A 15,328-nucleotide genomic window follows, 5' to 3' on the forward strand; every position below is an offset into this window, starting at 1 on the left:
AACAATCTGAGCAGAAAACAACAATTCGCTGAGCAGAAAATAAGCATTCGAACCCCATACCTTCGTATATCCGATCCAACAACTGGGCGAGACTATGATCGAAGTCAAAAAAGGCCTGGATCTCCCCATCGCGGGAGCGCCCGAGCAGCGTATTGAAGATGCGCGGCCTGTGCGCCACGTGGCAATCCTGGGTACCGACTATGTTGGCATGAAGCCAACGATGGAAGTCCAGGAAGGGGATAAGGTCAAACTAGGCCAATTGCTCTTCACTGACAAGAAGATTGATGGCGTGCGCTATACAGCGCCTGCCGCTGGTGAAGTGCTTGCAATAAACCGTGGCGAAAAACGTCGTTTACTATCTGTTGTGATCAAAGTCGACGAGACTGAGGAAGCGGTTGAATTCGCTGCTCATGATCGTAATGCCTTAGCGCAGCTTGAACGCCAAGTCGTCGTGGACCTACTAGTGGAGTCGGGACTCTGGACAGCGCTACGCACGCGTCCTTTCTCACGTACGCCCGCACTGGACAGCGTGCCGAGCGATATTTTTGTAACCGCCGTGGATACCCATCCACTGAGCCCTGACCCTGCACTGATCATCAATGAGCAGCCGCAGGCATTTGAAGATGGCCTCAAGGTGTTAGCGCGCCTGACCGAGGGCAACGTCTTCCTATGTACAGGTGAAAACGGCAAGGGTGAAAATGCCTCGATTCCAGGCGGTGATATCGAGGGCGTCAAAACCGAAAGCTTTGCTGGGCCACACCCGGCTGGCCTTGTCGGTACGCATATTCATTTTCTTTCTCCCGTCGCACTGCACAAGCAGGTGTGGCACATTGGCTACCAGGACGTTATTGCGTTCGGTAAGTTCTTTGTAGAAGGGAAGCTGGATATGAGCCGCGTGGTGGCCATTGGAGGGCCGCGTGCTGAAAAACCCCGCTTGGTGCGTACTCGCATCGGCGCCTGCACGGATGAACTCCTGGCAGAAGAAGTCATCAAACCCGATGACACCCGCGTTATTTCCGGTTCTGTGTTTTCTGGCTTTACGGCGGAAGGGAAGCTGACCTACCTAGGGCGCTTTAACAATCAAATTAGTCTGATTGAAGAAGGTAACAAGCGCATCTTGATGGGTTGGTTGTCTCTGGGCGCAGATCGACACTCTGTCCTGGGGATTTATCTTTCCAGAATCAAAGGTCTACGTAACTACGCACCGACCACCTCAACCAATGGGTCTGAGCGCGCGATGGTACCCGTTGGTTCTTATGAGACGGTCATGCCGCTGGATATCATGCCAACTCAGCTACTGCGTTCGCTGATCGTGGGCGACATTGAGGTTGCCATGCAGCTTGGGTGTTTGGAGCTGGACGAAGAGGATCTGGCGCTGTGCACGTATGTTTGCCCAGGCAAATACGAGTATGGTCCCATCCTGCGGGACAATCTCTCCATGATTGAGAAAGAGGCCTGATGATGGGTATTCAACAGACACTCCAAAATATCGAGCCGCATTTCCACAAAGGCGGTAAGTACGAAAAGTTCTACCCGCTTTTTGAAGCGGTAGATACCATTTTTTACTCGCCGCCCAGCGTTGCTAAAACCACCGCCCACGTGCGTGACGGTATCGATCTCAAGCGCATCATGATTACCGTATGGTTGTGTACCTTCCCCGCCATGTTCTTCGGCATGTGGAACGCAGGCTGGCAGGCGAACACGGCGATCGACGCAGGCTACGCCTCTATGGGTGGCTGGCGCGAAGCGATCTTGATGACGCTGGCCTCAGGACATGATGCCAGCAGCTTATGGGCCAACTTTGTCCTGGGTGCTACCTACTTCCTACCTATTTACCTGGTCACTTTTGTGGTCGGTGGCTTCTGGGAGGTACTGTTTGCCATTAAGCGTGGCCATGAAGTTAACGAAGGTTTCTTCGTTACTTCCGTGCTATTCGCACTGATCCTGCCCGCGACGATTCCGCTATGGCAAGTCGCACTGGGTATCACCTTTGGTGTGGTCATTGGTAAAGAGATATTTGGTGGTACGGGTAAGAATTTCTTGAACCCTGCTCTTACCGGCCGTGCTTTCCTATATTTTGCCTACCCCGCGCAAATTTCGGGCGATGCGGTATGGGTAGCCGCGGATGGTTACACCGGGGCGACAGCGCTTTCGCTAGCGTTCCAAGATGGCATGTCGGCGTTGACTGACACCTTCAGCTGGTGGGATGCCTTCCTAGGCTTTATCCCCGGCTCTGTCGGTGAAGTGTCGACATTAGCGATCTTCATTGGTGCCGCAGTGCTATTGTGGACACGCATTGCCTCGTGGCGAATCATGCTGGGTGTATTGTTAGGCATGGTGGTTACCAGCACGCTGTTTAACCTAATTGGCTCAGACACCAACGAAATGTTTGCCATGCCGTGGTACTGGCATCTGGTGATCGGTGGTTTTGCATTCGGTATGGTGTTTATGGCCACTGACCCTGTGTCAGCATCAATGACCAATCAAGGCCGCCTGATATTTGGCGCGTTGATTGGTGTGATGACCGTTTTGATTCGCGTTGTGAACCCGGCATTCCCAGAAGGCATCATGTTGGCGATCCTATTTGCTAACCTGTTTGCACCGCTGATTGACCATTTCTTCGTCCAGGCCAATATCAAGCGTCGCGTTAAGCGAACCGGCGTACCGGCCGAGGAGACTGACTAATGGCACAAGGTAACAACTCCATCAAGAAAGTCCTGATTGTGGCGTTTGCACTTTGTATAGTGTGCTCCGTCATCGTCTCGACCGCGGCGGTAGCTCTGCGACCCGCTCAGCAGCTCAACCAGGAGCTTGATCGTAAAACCAATATCTTGAACGTTGCCAAGCTGTATGAGCCTGGCATGGACGTTGAAGAGGTGTTTAGCGAGGAAATCACCGCGCGCGTGGTAAATCTTGATACCGGCGAGTACTCAGAAGAGCACGATCCGGACACCTACAACAGTTTTGAGGCTGCTCGTGACCCAGCGTCAGGCCGAACGCTGTCAGGTGATCAGGATATTGCAGGCCTTTCGCGGGTCGAAAACTTTGCTACGGTTTATTTAATTGGCGGTGAAGAAGATCCGGAACAGATCGTACTGCCTATTCGTGGCCAGGGCCTGTGGGGCTTGATGCGCGGCTTTCTGGCGGTAGAAGGTGATGGTAATACGATTGTCAGTATCACTTACTACGAGCACAGTGAGACACCAGGCCTGGGCGCTGAAGTAAACAATCCGCGCTGGCAAGCTCAGTGGGAAGGGAAGAAAATTTACGATGAAGGGGGCGACCTCTCCCCGGAAATTCACCTGACCAAAGGCGGCGCTAGTGACGAATACGAAGTAGATGCGCTATCTGGCGCTACGCTTACCAGTAATGGCGTGACTAACATGCTGCAGTTCTGGTTAAGCGAAGAAGCTTTCGGTCCCTATTTGGCTAAATTCCGCAGCGGTACTGAGCCGGAAGACGCCGAAGAGACCGATACCAACTTCGAAGACGTTGAGGGGGCCTGATCATGGCGGACGTAAATGCAAAAGGCGTTTTAACGGCGCCTGTTTTCCAGAACAACCCCATTGCGTTGCAAATCCTGGGGATTTGTTCGGCACTGGCGGTGACTACCAGCATGAGCGTGTCGCTCGTTATGGCGCTGGCGGTTATTTTCGTAACGGCATTCTCTAATCTATTCGTATCGCTGATCCGGAATCATATTCCTTCTTCGATTCGTATCATCGTGCAGATGACCATCATTGCCTCGTTGGTAATCGTGGTAGATCAGATTCTGAAAGCGTATGCCTATGAGATGTCCAAGCAGCTTTCCGTCTTCGTTGGCTTGATCATTACTAACTGTATCGTCATGGGGCGTGCAGAAGGTTTTGCGATGTCCAACACGCCGGGCATGTCGTTTTTAGACGGCGTGGGCAACGGCCTGGGATATGGCTTCGTGCTTATGGTGGTTGGCTTCTTCCGTGAGCTACTCGGTGCAGGCAGTGTCTTTGGTATTACTATCCTGCAAACCGTTCAAAACGGTGGGTGGTACGTTCCCAACGGCTTACTGTTACTGCCGCCTTCTGCGTTCTTTATTATCGGCTTACTGATCTGGGTGATGCGTTCCGTTAACCCCGAGCAGGTCGAAGATAATGAGTTCAAAATGAAGGAAAACACCAAGCCCAAGGAGGCCGTGTAACATGGAACATTATCTGAGTCTTTTTGTTGCCTCGGTATTTGTTGAAAACATGGCGCTGGCCTTCTTCCTGGGGATGTGTACTTTCCTGGCCGTCTCCAAGAAAGTGTCCTCGGCGATTGGCTTGGGTATCGCGGTTATCGTTGTATTAACCGTGACAGTGCCGGTCAACAATTTGGTTTTCACTTACTTGCTTCAGGAAGGCGCGCTAACCTGGACCGGTATTAGTGGTGCTGAAAATATTGATCTCTCTTTCCTTGGGTTGCTTTCCTACATCGGCGTTATTGCTGCGCTAGTACAAATCATGGAAATGTTCCTCGATAAGTACGTGCCGTCGCTTTACAACGCGCTAGGGGTGTTCCTGCCGCTGATTACCGTTAACTGCGCCATTCTTGGTGGTGTACTGTTCATGGTAGAGCGTAGCTATAACTTTGGCGAAGCCGTGGTCTATGGCTTTGGTGCCGGTACCGGCTGGGCGCTAGCGATTGCGGCGCTGGCGGGTATCCGCGAAAAGCTAAAGTACAGCGATGTGCCGGGCGGCCTCCAAGGGCTGGGCATTACTTTCATCACCGTGGGGCTAATGTCGTTGGGCTTTATGTCCTTCTCGGGCATTCAGCTTTAATCGGAGCCGGTTTTTCCCAGCAGTGCTGTGCGCTGCTGGGTAATAGAAAACCTCCAGCAATAGGAAACCGACATGGTTGATACAACAGTCATCTTGCTCGGTGTTGTCATGTTCACGGTCATCGTTATTAGCTTAACGGCGATCATTTTGGCAGCGCGGAGCAAGCTAGTGAGTAGCGGGGACGTGACTATCGAGGTCAACGGCGACCCCGAGCATACGTTACAGACCCAGGCAGGTGGTAAGTTGCTAAATACGCTTGCTGCTAACGGTATTTTCCTCTCTTCCGCCTGCGGTGGCGGTGGTTCTTGTGCCCAGTGTAAGTGCCGCGTAGAAGAGGGCGGTGGCTCTATTCTGCCGACGGAAGAGTCGCATTTCACCATGCGCGAGAAAAAAGAGGGCTGGCGTCTTTCTTGTCAGGTACCTGTCAAGCAGGACATGAAAGTTGAAGTACCTGAAGAAGTGTTCGGTGTTAAAAAGTGGGAAACGGAGGTTGTCGCTAATCCCAACGTTGCCACCTTTATCAAGGAGCTGAACCTGAAACTGCCTGAAGGCGAAGAAGTAGCCTTCCGTGCCGGTGGCTATGTGCAGCTGGTGGCGCCGCCTTATGACGTCAAGTTCTCTGACTTTGATATTGAAGAAGAGTACCGTGGCGATTGGGAAAAATTTGATATGTTCAAAATTTCCCACAAGAACAACGAGGAAATCATTCGCGCTTACTCTATGGCGAACTACCCGGACGAAAAGGGTATCCTCAAGTTCAACATCCGTATTGCAACACCGCCTCCGGGCACTAACCACCCGCCCGGCTTGATGTCTACCTACGTCTTCAGCTTGAAAGAAGGCGATAAAGTGACTGTTATGGGGCCATTCGGTGAGTTCTTTGCTCGCGATACTGACGCCGAGATGATCTTTATCGGTGGTGGTGCAGGCATGGCACCGATGCGTAGCCACATCTTCGATCAGCTGAAGCGCTTGAAGTCTGATCGTAAGATTACCTTCTGGTACGGTGCGCGCTCTTGGCGTGAAACCTTCTATAACGAAGAGTATGACCAGTTAGCCGAAGAGTTCCCCAACTTTGAGTGGCACTTGGCGCTTTCTGATCCACAGCCAGAAGATAATTGGGAAGGGCCGACAGGCTTTATCCATAACGTGCTGTACGAGAACTATCTCAAGGACCATCCGGCCCCTGAAGATTGCGAGTACTACATGTGTGGGCCGCCCATGATGAACGCCTCGGTTATCAAGCTATTGCTGGATATGGGCGTCGAGCCGGAAAACATCCTATTGGATGACTTCGGCGGATAAAAAATCGATGTAATATCGATTGTCTAGCAGCGGGGCTGGCCTTATGGCTGGCCCCGTTTGTTTATAAGCTAGTATAAGCAGGTGAACGACGATAGTCAGCATCAATGGCATGACGCTTACGCTGATAACAAGGGTGTCACTGGGTTACAATGAATTAGAAATAAGACCGCGAGGTCCTTACCGGCCTGAATGTTGTAGAGAAAAAGTTGTCGGAAGGTAAGCCTAATAATGTAACGCTATGCTGTGCATGGCTGGGAGGTTGAGATGGCAATTTGGCTACTGGTATTCGGCTTTATGGCGCTCATCATGGGTGTCATGGCCGTCGGTGTCATCATGGGGCGGAAACCTATTGCCGGTTCATGTGGTGGTTTAAACCAAATAGGCATGAAAGACGGCTGTGATATTTGCGGCGGTAAAGATGAGGTCTGTGAAGAAGAGAACCGCAAGCGTGGCAGCGTACGCCGGCGTAGTGATGAAAGCCGTGGCGCCGACCTAGGCTACGATGCAACCCGTCGCTAAACATTGGTTTGATAAAAGGGCGCAGATTCATAATGGACTGCGCCTTTTTAGCGTATAAGCAACAAGCGCCTGTTTGTCGGGAATGGGATTAGACGGAAATGAATTACTTCGAATAGGAAGGAGACGCAGCGAGTATGGCGGTTCACAATTATGATGTCGTGGTAATCGGTACGGGGCCTGCGGGTGAAAGTGCGGCCATTAATGCTGCCAAGCATGGGAAACGCGTAGCGATTATTGAAAAGCAGACGCAGGTCGGTGGTAACTGCACCCACTGGGGCACCATCCCCTCCAAAGCACTCCGCCATCAGGTCAAGCAGATCATGGCGTTCAATACCAACCGTATGTTCCGCGATATCGGTGAGCCGCGCTGGTTCTCATTTCCTAAAGTGATGGAGCGTTCACGGGGTACCATCGATAAGCAGGTCGAAATGCGTACCACGTTTTACGCCCGAAACCGTATCGATCTGTTTCATGGTGTCGCCCGATTTAAAGATGAGCACACCCTGGTAGTGCGTGACCGCCAAGAGGGCATGGAAGAGCTGGTCGCCAAAAAAATCGTCATTGCTACCGGTTCACGCCCCTATCGACCGGCAGATATTAACTTTCGACACCCTCGTATTTACTGCTCGGATACTATTTTGAGTCTTTCTCACACACCGCGCACGCTGGTTATTTTTGGTGCCGGGGTGATTGGCTGTGAATACGCATCGATATTTTCGGGGTTAGGCGTCAAGGTCGATTTGATCAACAATCGTGACAGTCTGCTGTCATTTTTGGATGATGAAATCAGCGATGCACTCTCTTATCACCTGCGCAAGCACGGTGTGCTGGTTCGTCATAACGAAGAGTATGAAAGTGTCGAGGGCGATGAATCAGGCGTTGTCGTGCGTCTAAAATCAGGCAAGAAAATTCGCGCTGACGCCTTTTTGTGGGCCAACGGCCGCACGGGCAACACTGACAGCCTGGGGCTCGAAAACATTGGCTTGAAGGCCAATGGGCGTGGCCAGCTAAGCGTGGATGAGCATTACCGTACCGAAGTGCCCCATGTTTATGCGGCGGGTGATGTCATCGGTTGGCCCAGCTTAGCGAGCGCTGCCTACGATCAAGGCCTAAATTCTTGCAACGAGCTGCTTGAAAAAGAGTATCGCTTTGTGAGCGAAGTACCCACGGGCATTTATACCATTCCCGAAATCAGTTCGTTTGGCCCCAACGAGCGTGAGCTGACAGAAGCAAAAGTACCCTATGAAGTAGGCAAAGCGTTTTTCAAAGATACTGCCAGGGCACAAATTACTGGCGATACGGTAGGAATGCTCAAGATCCTTTTCCACCAAGACACGCTGGAAATTTTAGGTATTCACTGCTTTGGTGATCAAGCGTCAGAGATATTGCATATCGGCCAAGCGATTATGCAGCAAAATGGCGAAGCTAATACGCTTAAGTATTTTGTAAACACAACCTTCAACTACCCAACGATGGCAGAAGCGTATCGTGTGGCAGCACAAAATGGCTTAAATCGTGTTTTTTAAGCTAGCGTTTAATGATGCGCAATGAAAGTAGATGAATGGTTAGCGAATGGAGGGGCACAAACGTTTTCGTTGTTATCTGGCGAGGGGGTTGCCGAGGGCAATATACTTTCGACTCGGTTACGCCCTAGCGATTTAGCTTGATAGAGCGCTTGGTCCGCAAGGTAGTAAAGTTGCTCAAATGTGTGTTCACCACCCTTGCTGGTAGTGACTCCAATACTAACGGTAAGCTCTGAACTAAGCGCTAGTCCTTCAATTTCTATGCTTTCAATTTCTCGGCGAAGACGTTCAGCTACTTGCAGAGCATCATGTGTCAGCGTAGCTGGCATTAATAAGCAAAACTCTTCTCCGCCAATTCTAGCTAATGTGTCAGAAGGGCGACTGAATTGGCGCAATCGTTCGCTAACCTGTCTCAATACTTCATCGCCTACGGGGTGTCCGTAGGTATCATTTATACGTTTGAAAAAATCGAGATCTAATAATAATAGGCTTAGAGGCGTATGGTCACGCCGAGATTGCGTTAGTGCTGCAAACGCAACTTTTACTATGTGACGTCTGTTATATAATCCAGTCAGCTCATCTATCAATATGAGCTTTTGCAGTTGGTAACGTTGTTTCTGAAGATGAAAAACGGCTAAGGAAAGCACCGCTGTGGTGCTGAAAAATAATATTAATAATATAATAACCGCTGAGATAATGCGTTGAACCATTAATTGTTGATGGTTTGAAAAATGGTGAACTTCGTCTATTAATCTGTTATAAAGCCAATTTAAATTTATTTCAATAGAGCTTGCATTGTTTTGCAGTGAAGTTATAAGCAAGGTGGAGTTTTGAGTTGCCTCTACTTGCTTTTTTAAATGAGATAAACGCTCATTTAAATTGGTAAAATGCTCGAAGATGTAGTTTATATCTGAGCTTAATCTTTGATGTTGTGAAATTAGATATTGAATTCTACTTAAATTCTGAAGCGCAAGAGTGGTAGCGTTGTGTAAATGTTCGATATCTTCTTTTCTAAGCTCGTTATTACCCTCATCAAGAGGGATATGCAAGCTGGGAACAGCAAGTTGTGCACGTAAAATTTCATCAGCTAACGAGGTATAGTTGGTATTGATTCGTTGATAATAATTATTTGCAGATAAGCCGGTCAGTAAAGAGCTTGCAAAAAAAATACCTAAGAAACACGATACTAATTTCCATCGTGTAATGTGAAAAAGGCACTTGGCCGTTACTAAAGGGCTTGTGCGATGATGTAAGCTGCGATCCATGCAAATACACCTCTTATTAAAAATATTGCGTGACTTGTTTGGTTGATGGTTTGCTTGGTATAACCATAATGTTTCATGGGTTGCAAAGTTTTGAAGTTTAAACAACCCCTACTGTAAGCTGATTATTCACTGGGATGATTTTTTTCGACCAACATAAACTACTTAAGCACTGGAGGAATGTTTCTTCCATCCCCCGACTTTACTATTTAAGGGATTAGAATTGTGCTTCATTAGTTTGTGGTGTTTCCCGGTGTTGGTGTAATTGAGCCTTTCAATTTAGTTAAATATGATTGTGCTATTTCCTGCCAGTTTCCTTCGATTGAGACAGCTCGTTTTAAGGCTTCATAAGCTTGGTCAGAAGCATCTTGTTGAAGCAACAGAAGACCTAGATTGAGCCAAGCAGCCCCCATGTATTCATCAAGCACTGTTGCACGTTCGAAAGCGTCAAGTGCTTTCTCAGGTTGTTGATTTGCATACAGCGCATTGCCTAGCGCAAATTGCCCAATAGCAGTGGTAGGGTAATGCTTAACAAACGCTTCCCAGCTTGTTAACGCAGCACGGGGGCCATGGGACTCTTCGTAAGCACTGATCGCTTCCAGCGCGTTGCGAGCACTAACGCCGGCCGGTAGCTTGCCTGGTTCTGCCACCACAAATCCCCAGCGTTCAGTACGCGCCCAGGTGGCGTCGAAGCGGCTAAACGACATGGTATGGCGTTCAATTTCACCACTGCGCAGAATCAGCGTTTCATTGGGCAGGTCGTAGCCAATGGCCACCGCGTAGTGCCACATCGGATAAATGGGGAGCGATAAATTCTGCATCACCACCACCGGGTCGCCTGCGGCCAAATGACCTAACAGCGCATCCATGGTGCCGCGAATGGGATAGGCGAGTTGGTCATAGCGTCGTACGGTAGCCAGCATTTCTGGCTGTACGCTGCCATCGCGCTCAGGCAAGAACACCTGGGGGATCAACTGTTCAACGTCTGTTTCGACATCCTGATGGTTAAGTACCATCGCTAGCGTAGCAGGCCCGCACTGAAACTTCGTCTGGGCGTAAAATGGTACGCTGGTAATTTCAGCATGGGGCGGTAGCGCTTGGTAGGTACTTTGCAGCAGTACCGGGTTACGTGCACAGCCGCTAAGCAGTAGTAGTATAATAAAAACGCCCGCAAAGCGGGCGTTAGCAAACAGGTAGGTCATGAGTGGCCTATATTAACGAGTAAACGGATAAACGTCGGTCAGGCCGAGAATATCGGTTACCAGCAAAATAATGAAAACGGCGAACAATGCACCTACAACGCCAGCACCGGCAGGCAGTTGTTCAAGTTGTTCGGCCATTTGCTGTGCTTCTGCATCGCTCAACGCCGCAACGCGTGCATCTACTTCGTCCAGATCAACACCCTGTTTTAGCAGTTGATCTTGCACGTCTGCACGGGCCAGTATCTCGTTGATACGTTCACGGTCAGCGCCGGCACGATCAGCTGACAAAACAGATTGAGTGGAGACTAAATCCATCGGCTGAGGCGCAGAGGGAGCGGCTGCAACGGGCAAGCTGGTAATAACGAGCGCCGCAATCAGCAGGGTAGAGAGGTAGGCACGCAATGTTTTCATCGTCTTCTTCCTTATAGACTAGTCGGGGAGGGTCACGCTTTTATTGTGACCTATTTTTACATGCACTCTGCAGGCATGAGCCTGAAGTATAGAAACAAATGGTTTGATTTTTAAGCTTAATGTGCAAAGTGCTAATTATTTGCACTAATGCGATAAGTCCACGCGGATTCGGAAAGTAACCCACGCCCACCGGCCATGGTCATGGCAAGGTCATGTAAGCCTGGCCACAGGGGGACGGTGGCCGCGCCTTTTACCGCTAAATCGAGCCGCTGCGCCATTAATAGCAATTTATGCAGGCGTTTCATGGGCAGGCGGCCAATTGCTTTTTGGTAAGCCGGGCGACGCTTATCAAAGATCATTGGCTTTTGGCTTTTGCAGGCATGCTCAAAGCTTTGCCCTTGATCGAGGTGTTGATGAAGCGAAAGTAGCGTGCGTAGTTCGCGGGTTAGCGACCACAGCACAATCGGGGCCTCGACCCCTTCACTGCGCAGGCCATTAACAATGCGCGAAGCACGGCTAGGTTCACCTTTTAGGCAGGCATCGGCCAAGTTGAAAACATCGAAGCGAGTGCTGTCTTCTACCCCCTGGGCGATGCTCTCGACGTTTAAGCGCTTGCCCTGAGGATGGATCAGCGCTAGTTTTTGTAGCTCTTGGTCAGCGGCTAACAGATTGCCTTCAGTGCGCTCACCTAACAGCCGGGCTGCTTCCAGATCGATTTGCAAGCCGTGCAGTGACGCACGGTCCCGCAGCCAGTAACCCAATCGGGAAACATCCACTGGCCAAACCGGGACGAACAACCCTTGTTTATCCAGTGCTTTGAACCAGGCGCTCTTTTGCTGTTTGGCCTCTAGCTTACCCATGCTAATAAGCAAAATGTCATCGCTGTTATCCAGTGTTTCGGCGTACTGCGCGAGCGCTTTACTGCCTTCCTGGCCTAGTTTGTGGTTCCCTAAACGCAATTCCATAAGCTTGCTGGTTGCAAACAAAGAGAGATTGCTGGACATTTCCATCAAGCGACCCCAGGCAAAGTTGGGCTCTACGTCGAGCACTTCGCGCTCTTCAACACCTGCCTGCCGTGCTGCCGCCCTTACAGCATCGCAGGCGTCGCGATGCTGTAAGGGCTCATCCCCTGAGACGATCACGACGCGGGGAAGCTTTTTAGCCAACGCAGCGGGCAGCTGATCAGCAAATACCTTCACTGCATTCCCTCAACGTACGCAAGGCGTTCGATGATTTGCTGAGATAGTTGCCGGGCAAGCGTCTGCTCGGCTTCCATCATTAGCGTTTCACGGTTGAGAAGATCATCATCACTAACGCGAATACTTGTGCTCGTGGACAGAGTGGCATTATTGATGTGATAGGCATTGTTCGCTCGCTCTTGTACCGAGAGTGAAGTACTTAGCGTTAATTCATGTTCGCGACTTGCGCGGCCATCGCCTCCCAGCCGTCGTTCCATTAACGCAGGCGTGCCCAGCGTGACTCGCCATGGGGCATCAGCAGTCACCTGAGTGCCTAATTGCTGAAGGCGGGCTGCAACCTGCTGAGCAACCGCGCTATTGGTATCGCCTTCCAAGGAAAGGGTAGGCAACGTCGGCAGCGAGTCTGTCCCACGTAGCTGAAACCCGCAGGCGCTAAGCAGCACCGCCGCTGAGGCGGCGATGCTAGCGGTTAAAAATGTACGTCTCTTCATCCGCTCACCACGATGTTGACCAGTTTACCGGGCACCACGATCACTTTACGCACGATGTTACCTTCAAGGTAGCGCTGCACGTTTTCGTGCTCCATGGCGAGTTTTTCGATCGATGCCTTATCGGCGCTTGCGGGCACTTCAAGGCGTGCGCGCAGTTTACCGTTGACTTGCACCACCAGTTCGATGCTATCGCGGGTAAGCGCTGTTTCATCCAGGGTAGGCCATGTTGCTTCAATGGCCGGGCCTGTATGGCCGAGTGCTTCCCACAAGCTATGGCACATATGCGGAGTAATCGGCGAGAGCAGCAATACACCGGCTTCCAACGCTTCACGGCTAACGGCTAAGCCGAGTTCTGAAGTGTCCTCGAACTTGCCGATTGCGTTGGAAAGCTCCATAACCGCTGCGATCGCCGTGTTGAAAGTGGTGCGGCGGCCAATGTCGTCGCTGGCTTTCTTAATGGTCTCGTGGGTTTTACGCCGCAGGGCCTTCTGGTCATCATTGAGCGCGTCGATATCTAGCGTTCCTGGCGTGCCGGCTGCCAAGTGCTCATTAACCTGACGCCACAAGCGTTTCAAGAAGCGGTGGGCGCCTTCAACGCCCGAATCCGACCACTCCAACGACTGCTCAGGCGGTGCCGCAAACATCATAAACAGGCGCACGGTATCAGCGCCAAACTTGTCGATCATCGACTGCGGATCAACGCCGTTGTTTTTCGACTTGGACATCTTCTCGATGCCGCCCATCTCCACCGGCTCGCCGTCACTCATCAAAATAGCGCTGAGCGGGCGACCTTTCTCGTCGCGTTTCACTTCCACATCGGCGGGGTTAAACCACTGCTTGCCGCCGTTATCAGTAGGGCGGTAGAAGGTTTCGGCAATGACCATGCCTTGAGTCAGCAACTGCTGGAACGGCTCATCGGAATCGACCAAGCCGAAATCACGCATCAGCTTGTGGAAGAAGCGGGCATACAGCAGGTGGAGAATGGCGTGCTCGATACCACCAATATAGAGATCGACCGGCAGCCAGTAGTTGGCGCGCTCGTCCAGCATCGATTCGGTGTTATCGGCACAGCAGAAACGCGCGTAGTACCAGGACGACTCCATGAAGGTGTCGAAGGTGTCGGTTTCACGGGTCCAACCATCGCCCAGGTCAGAGAAGGATTGCATCTTTTTCAGTGGCGAACCAGAGGCGTCGACGGTGACTTCCATCGGTAGTGAGACCGGCAGTTCATCATCGGTGAGCGGAACGGTTTGACCTTCCGGACCATATTTGACCGGTATCGGCGCACCCCAGTAGCGCTGACGGGCAACGCCCCAATCGCGCAGACGGTAATTGGTTTTGACTTCACCACGGCCAAGCTCGGCCAATTTGGCAGCAATGGCATCAAAGGCCTGTTCAAAGCCCAGCCCATCGAACTCCACGGAATTGACCACGGTGCCGTACTCGGCGTAGGCGGCTTCGGAAATGTCCGCAGGCTTGCCACTCTCATCGGCAATCACTGCTTTAATGGGGACGCCGTACTTGGTGGCAAACTCCCAGTCGCGCTGGTCGTGACCGGGCACTGCCATTACTGCGCCAGTACCAAATTCCATCAACACGAAATTCGCCACGTAAACGGGCACTTCATCGCCCGTCAGCGGGTGAACCGCGCTATGGCCGGTGAGCATGCCTCTTTTCTCTTTGGTGGCCATTTCGGCTTCTGAGGTTCCGCCTTTGGCGCACTCATCGCAGAAGTCTGCCAGCTCAGCGTTTTGTTCAGCAGCCTGCTTGGCCAGCGGGTGGCCAGCGGCAACCGCGACATAGGTCACGCCTAGCAGCGTATCCGGGCGCGTGGTGTACACCGCCAGCGGGTCGCAGGCACTGCCATCTTTTGCCTTGATATCAAAAGAGAGTTCAACGCCACGGGATTTGCCAATCCAATTGCGCTGCATGGTTTTGACCTGCTCCGGCCACTCAACCTTATCCAGATCCGCCAGCAGTTCATCGGCGTAATCGGTAATTTTCAAGAACCACAGTGGGATCTCTTTGCGCTCAACCAATGCGCCAGAACGCCAACCGCGACCTTCGATAACCTGCTCATTGGCGAGAACGGTTTGATCCACCGGGTCCCAGTTGACCGTCGACATCTTCTTATACACCAGGCCTTTTTCGACCAGCTTAGTGAAGAACCACTGCTCCCAGCGGTAGTAGCTGGTATCGCAGGTGGCGAACTCGCGGCTCCAGTCATAGGCAAAGCCCAGTGCCTTCAACTGATTGCGCATGTAGTCGATGTTTTGGTAGGTCCACTTGGCGGGCGGTACCTGGTTCTGGATGGCCGCGTTTTCCGCGGGCATACCGAAGGCATCCCAGCCCATGGGTTGCATGACATTTTTGCCCTGCATGCGCTGGTAACGCGACACCACGTCGCCGATAGTATAATTACGCACATGGCCCATATGCAGCTTGCCGCTGGGGTAGGGGAACATGGAGAGGCAGTAGTACTTCTCGCGGTTCGCGTCCTCTACGGCTTTGAAGCACTGATGTTTGTCCCAGTACTGCTGGGCGTCACGTTCGATATCACGAGGGCTGTAGTGTGCGTCCATCGGTTTATTAATGCCTTGGCGTATTCGCCCAAAAGGGG

At 51.5% G+C, this 15,328-nt stretch carries 14 protein-coding genes; 8 read left to right on the forward strand and 6 right to left on the reverse strand.

Annotated features, from left to right (window positions below):
- The first annotated feature begins 94 nt into the window (after positions 1-94).
- The 8 genes from ACUN8H_RS12930 (at position 95) to sthA (ending at position 8,146) form a co-directional block, all read left to right on the forward strand.
- Complete coding sequence (locus ACUN8H_RS12930; RefSeq protein WP_445532493.1) at positions 95-1,459, forward strand: Na(+)-translocating NADH-quinone reductase subunit A; 1,365 nt, start codon at positions 95-97, stop codon at positions 1,457-1,459.
- A complete protein-coding gene (locus ACUN8H_RS12935) occupies positions 1,459-2,685 on the forward strand; it encodes an NADH:ubiquinone reductase (Na(+)-transporting) subunit B (RefSeq protein WP_445532494.1) in 1,227 nt (408 codons plus the stop codon). The genes ACUN8H_RS12930 and ACUN8H_RS12935 overlap by 1 nt, the downstream gene beginning before the upstream one ends.
- Entirely contained in the window at positions 2,685-3,506 is an 822-nt protein-coding gene (locus ACUN8H_RS12940) for a Na(+)-translocating NADH-quinone reductase subunit C (protein WP_445532495.1), read from the forward strand. The genes ACUN8H_RS12935 and ACUN8H_RS12940 overlap by 1 nt, the downstream gene beginning before the upstream one ends.
- Before the next feature lie 2 nt (positions 3,507-3,508).
- The gene (locus ACUN8H_RS12945; RefSeq protein ID WP_445532496.1) at positions 3,509-4,177 is read left to right on the forward strand and encodes an NADH:ubiquinone reductase (Na(+)-transporting) subunit D; all 669 of its coding nucleotides are present in this window, start codon (positions 3,509-3,511) and stop codon (positions 4,175-4,177) included.
- Between the two features lies 1 nt (position 4,178).
- On the forward strand, positions 4,179-4,796 hold the full coding sequence (nqrE, locus tag ACUN8H_RS12950; RefSeq protein WP_240719763.1) for an NADH:ubiquinone reductase (Na(+)-transporting) subunit E: 618 nt from the start codon (positions 4,179-4,181) through the stop codon (positions 4,794-4,796).
- 72 nt (positions 4,797-4,868) lie between these two features.
- A complete protein-coding gene (gene nqrF, locus ACUN8H_RS12955) occupies positions 4,869-6,101 on the forward strand; it encodes an NADH:ubiquinone reductase (Na(+)-transporting) subunit F (protein ID WP_445532497.1) in 1,233 nt (410 codons plus the stop codon).
- A gap of 264 nt (positions 6,102-6,365) precedes the next feature.
- Positions 6,366-6,620 (forward strand): (Na+)-NQR maturation NqrM, encoded by a 255-nt coding sequence (gene nqrM / locus ACUN8H_RS12960; protein WP_113269614.1) that lies wholly within the window; start codon positions 6,366-6,368, stop codon positions 6,618-6,620.
- A gap of 134 nt (positions 6,621-6,754) precedes the next feature.
- Positions 6,755-8,146 (forward strand): Si-specific NAD(P)(+) transhydrogenase, encoded by a 1,392-nt coding sequence (gene sthA / locus ACUN8H_RS12965; RefSeq protein WP_445532498.1) that lies wholly within the window; start codon positions 6,755-6,757, stop codon positions 8,144-8,146.
- A gap of 8 nt (positions 8,147-8,154) precedes the next feature.
- On the opposite strand, the gene ACUN8H_RS12970 is transcribed toward sthA, so the two are convergent.
- The 6 genes from ACUN8H_RS12970 to leuS form a co-directional block, all read right to left on the reverse strand.
- Entirely contained in the window at positions 8,155-9,408 is a 1,254-nt protein-coding gene (locus tag ACUN8H_RS12970) for a GGDEF domain-containing protein (protein ID WP_445532499.1), read from the reverse strand.
- A gap of 230 nt (positions 9,409-9,638) precedes the next feature.
- Positions 9,639-10,607 (reverse strand): PA2778 family cysteine peptidase, encoded by a 969-nt coding sequence (locus tag ACUN8H_RS12975; RefSeq protein WP_445532500.1) that lies wholly within the window; start codon positions 10,605-10,607, stop codon positions 9,639-9,641.
- 12 nt (positions 10,608-10,619) lie between these two features.
- A complete protein-coding gene (locus ACUN8H_RS12980; RefSeq protein WP_445532501.1) occupies positions 10,620-11,018 on the reverse strand; it encodes a PA2779 family protein in 399 nt (132 codons plus the stop codon).
- A gap of 131 nt (positions 11,019-11,149) precedes the next feature.
- Complete coding sequence (holA, locus tag ACUN8H_RS12985) at positions 11,150-12,217, reverse strand: DNA polymerase III subunit delta (RefSeq protein ID WP_445532502.1); 1,068 nt, start codon at positions 12,215-12,217, stop codon at positions 11,150-11,152.
- Entirely contained in the window at positions 12,214-12,708 is a 495-nt protein-coding gene (locus tag ACUN8H_RS12990) for an LPS-assembly lipoprotein LptE (RefSeq protein WP_445532503.1), read from the reverse strand. The genes holA and ACUN8H_RS12990 overlap by 4 nt, the downstream gene beginning before the upstream one ends.
- On the reverse strand, positions 12,705-15,290 hold the full coding sequence (gene leuS / locus ACUN8H_RS12995) for a leucine--tRNA ligase (protein WP_445532504.1): 2,586 nt from the start codon (positions 15,288-15,290) through the stop codon (positions 12,705-12,707). Before leuS ends, ACUN8H_RS12990 begins: the two co-directional genes overlap by 4 nt.
- Positions 15,291-15,328: the final 38 nt, after the last annotated feature.

This window comes from Vreelandella sp. V005, assembly GCF_052645115.1.

Coding starts and splice junctions, on each gene's coding strand:
- nqrF (WP_445532497.1), top strand. CDS start 4,869: ATGGTTGATACAACAGTCATCTTGCTCGGTGTTGTCATGTTCACGGTC.
- ACUN8H_RS12940 (WP_445532495.1), top strand. CDS start 2,685: ATGGCACAAGGTAACAACTCCATCAAGAAAGTCCTGATTGTGGCGTTT.
- ACUN8H_RS12930 (WP_445532493.1), top strand. CDS start 95: ATGATCGAAGTCAAAAAAGGCCTGGATCTCCCCATCGCGGGAGCGCCC.
- ACUN8H_RS12980 (WP_445532501.1), bottom strand. CDS start 11,018: ATGAAAACATTGCGTGCCTACCTCTCTACCCTGCTGATTGCGGCGCTC.
- ACUN8H_RS12975 (WP_445532500.1), bottom strand. CDS start 10,607: ATGACCTACCTGTTTGCTAACGCCCGCTTTGCGGGCGTTTTTATTATA.
- ACUN8H_RS12970 (WP_445532499.1), bottom strand. CDS start 9,408: ATGGATCGCAGCTTACATCATCGCACAAGCCCTTTAGTAACGGCCAAG.
- ACUN8H_RS12935 (WP_445532494.1), top strand. CDS start 1,459: ATGATGGGTATTCAACAGACACTCCAAAATATCGAGCCGCATTTCCAC.
- sthA (WP_445532498.1), top strand. CDS start 6,755: ATGGCGGTTCACAATTATGATGTCGTGGTAATCGGTACGGGGCCTGCG.
- leuS (WP_445532504.1), bottom strand. CDS start 15,290: ATGGACGCACACTACAGCCCTCGTGATATCGAACGTGACGCCCAGCAG.
- ACUN8H_RS12945 (WP_445532496.1), top strand. CDS start 3,509: ATGGCGGACGTAAATGCAAAAGGCGTTTTAACGGCGCCTGTTTTCCAG.
- ACUN8H_RS12990 (WP_445532503.1), bottom strand. CDS start 12,708: ATGAAGAGACGTACATTTTTAACCGCTAGCATCGCCGCCTCAGCGGCG.
- nqrE (WP_240719763.1), top strand. CDS start 4,179: ATGGAACATTATCTGAGTCTTTTTGTTGCCTCGGTATTTGTTGAAAAC.
- nqrM (WP_113269614.1), top strand. CDS start 6,366: ATGGCAATTTGGCTACTGGTATTCGGCTTTATGGCGCTCATCATGGGT.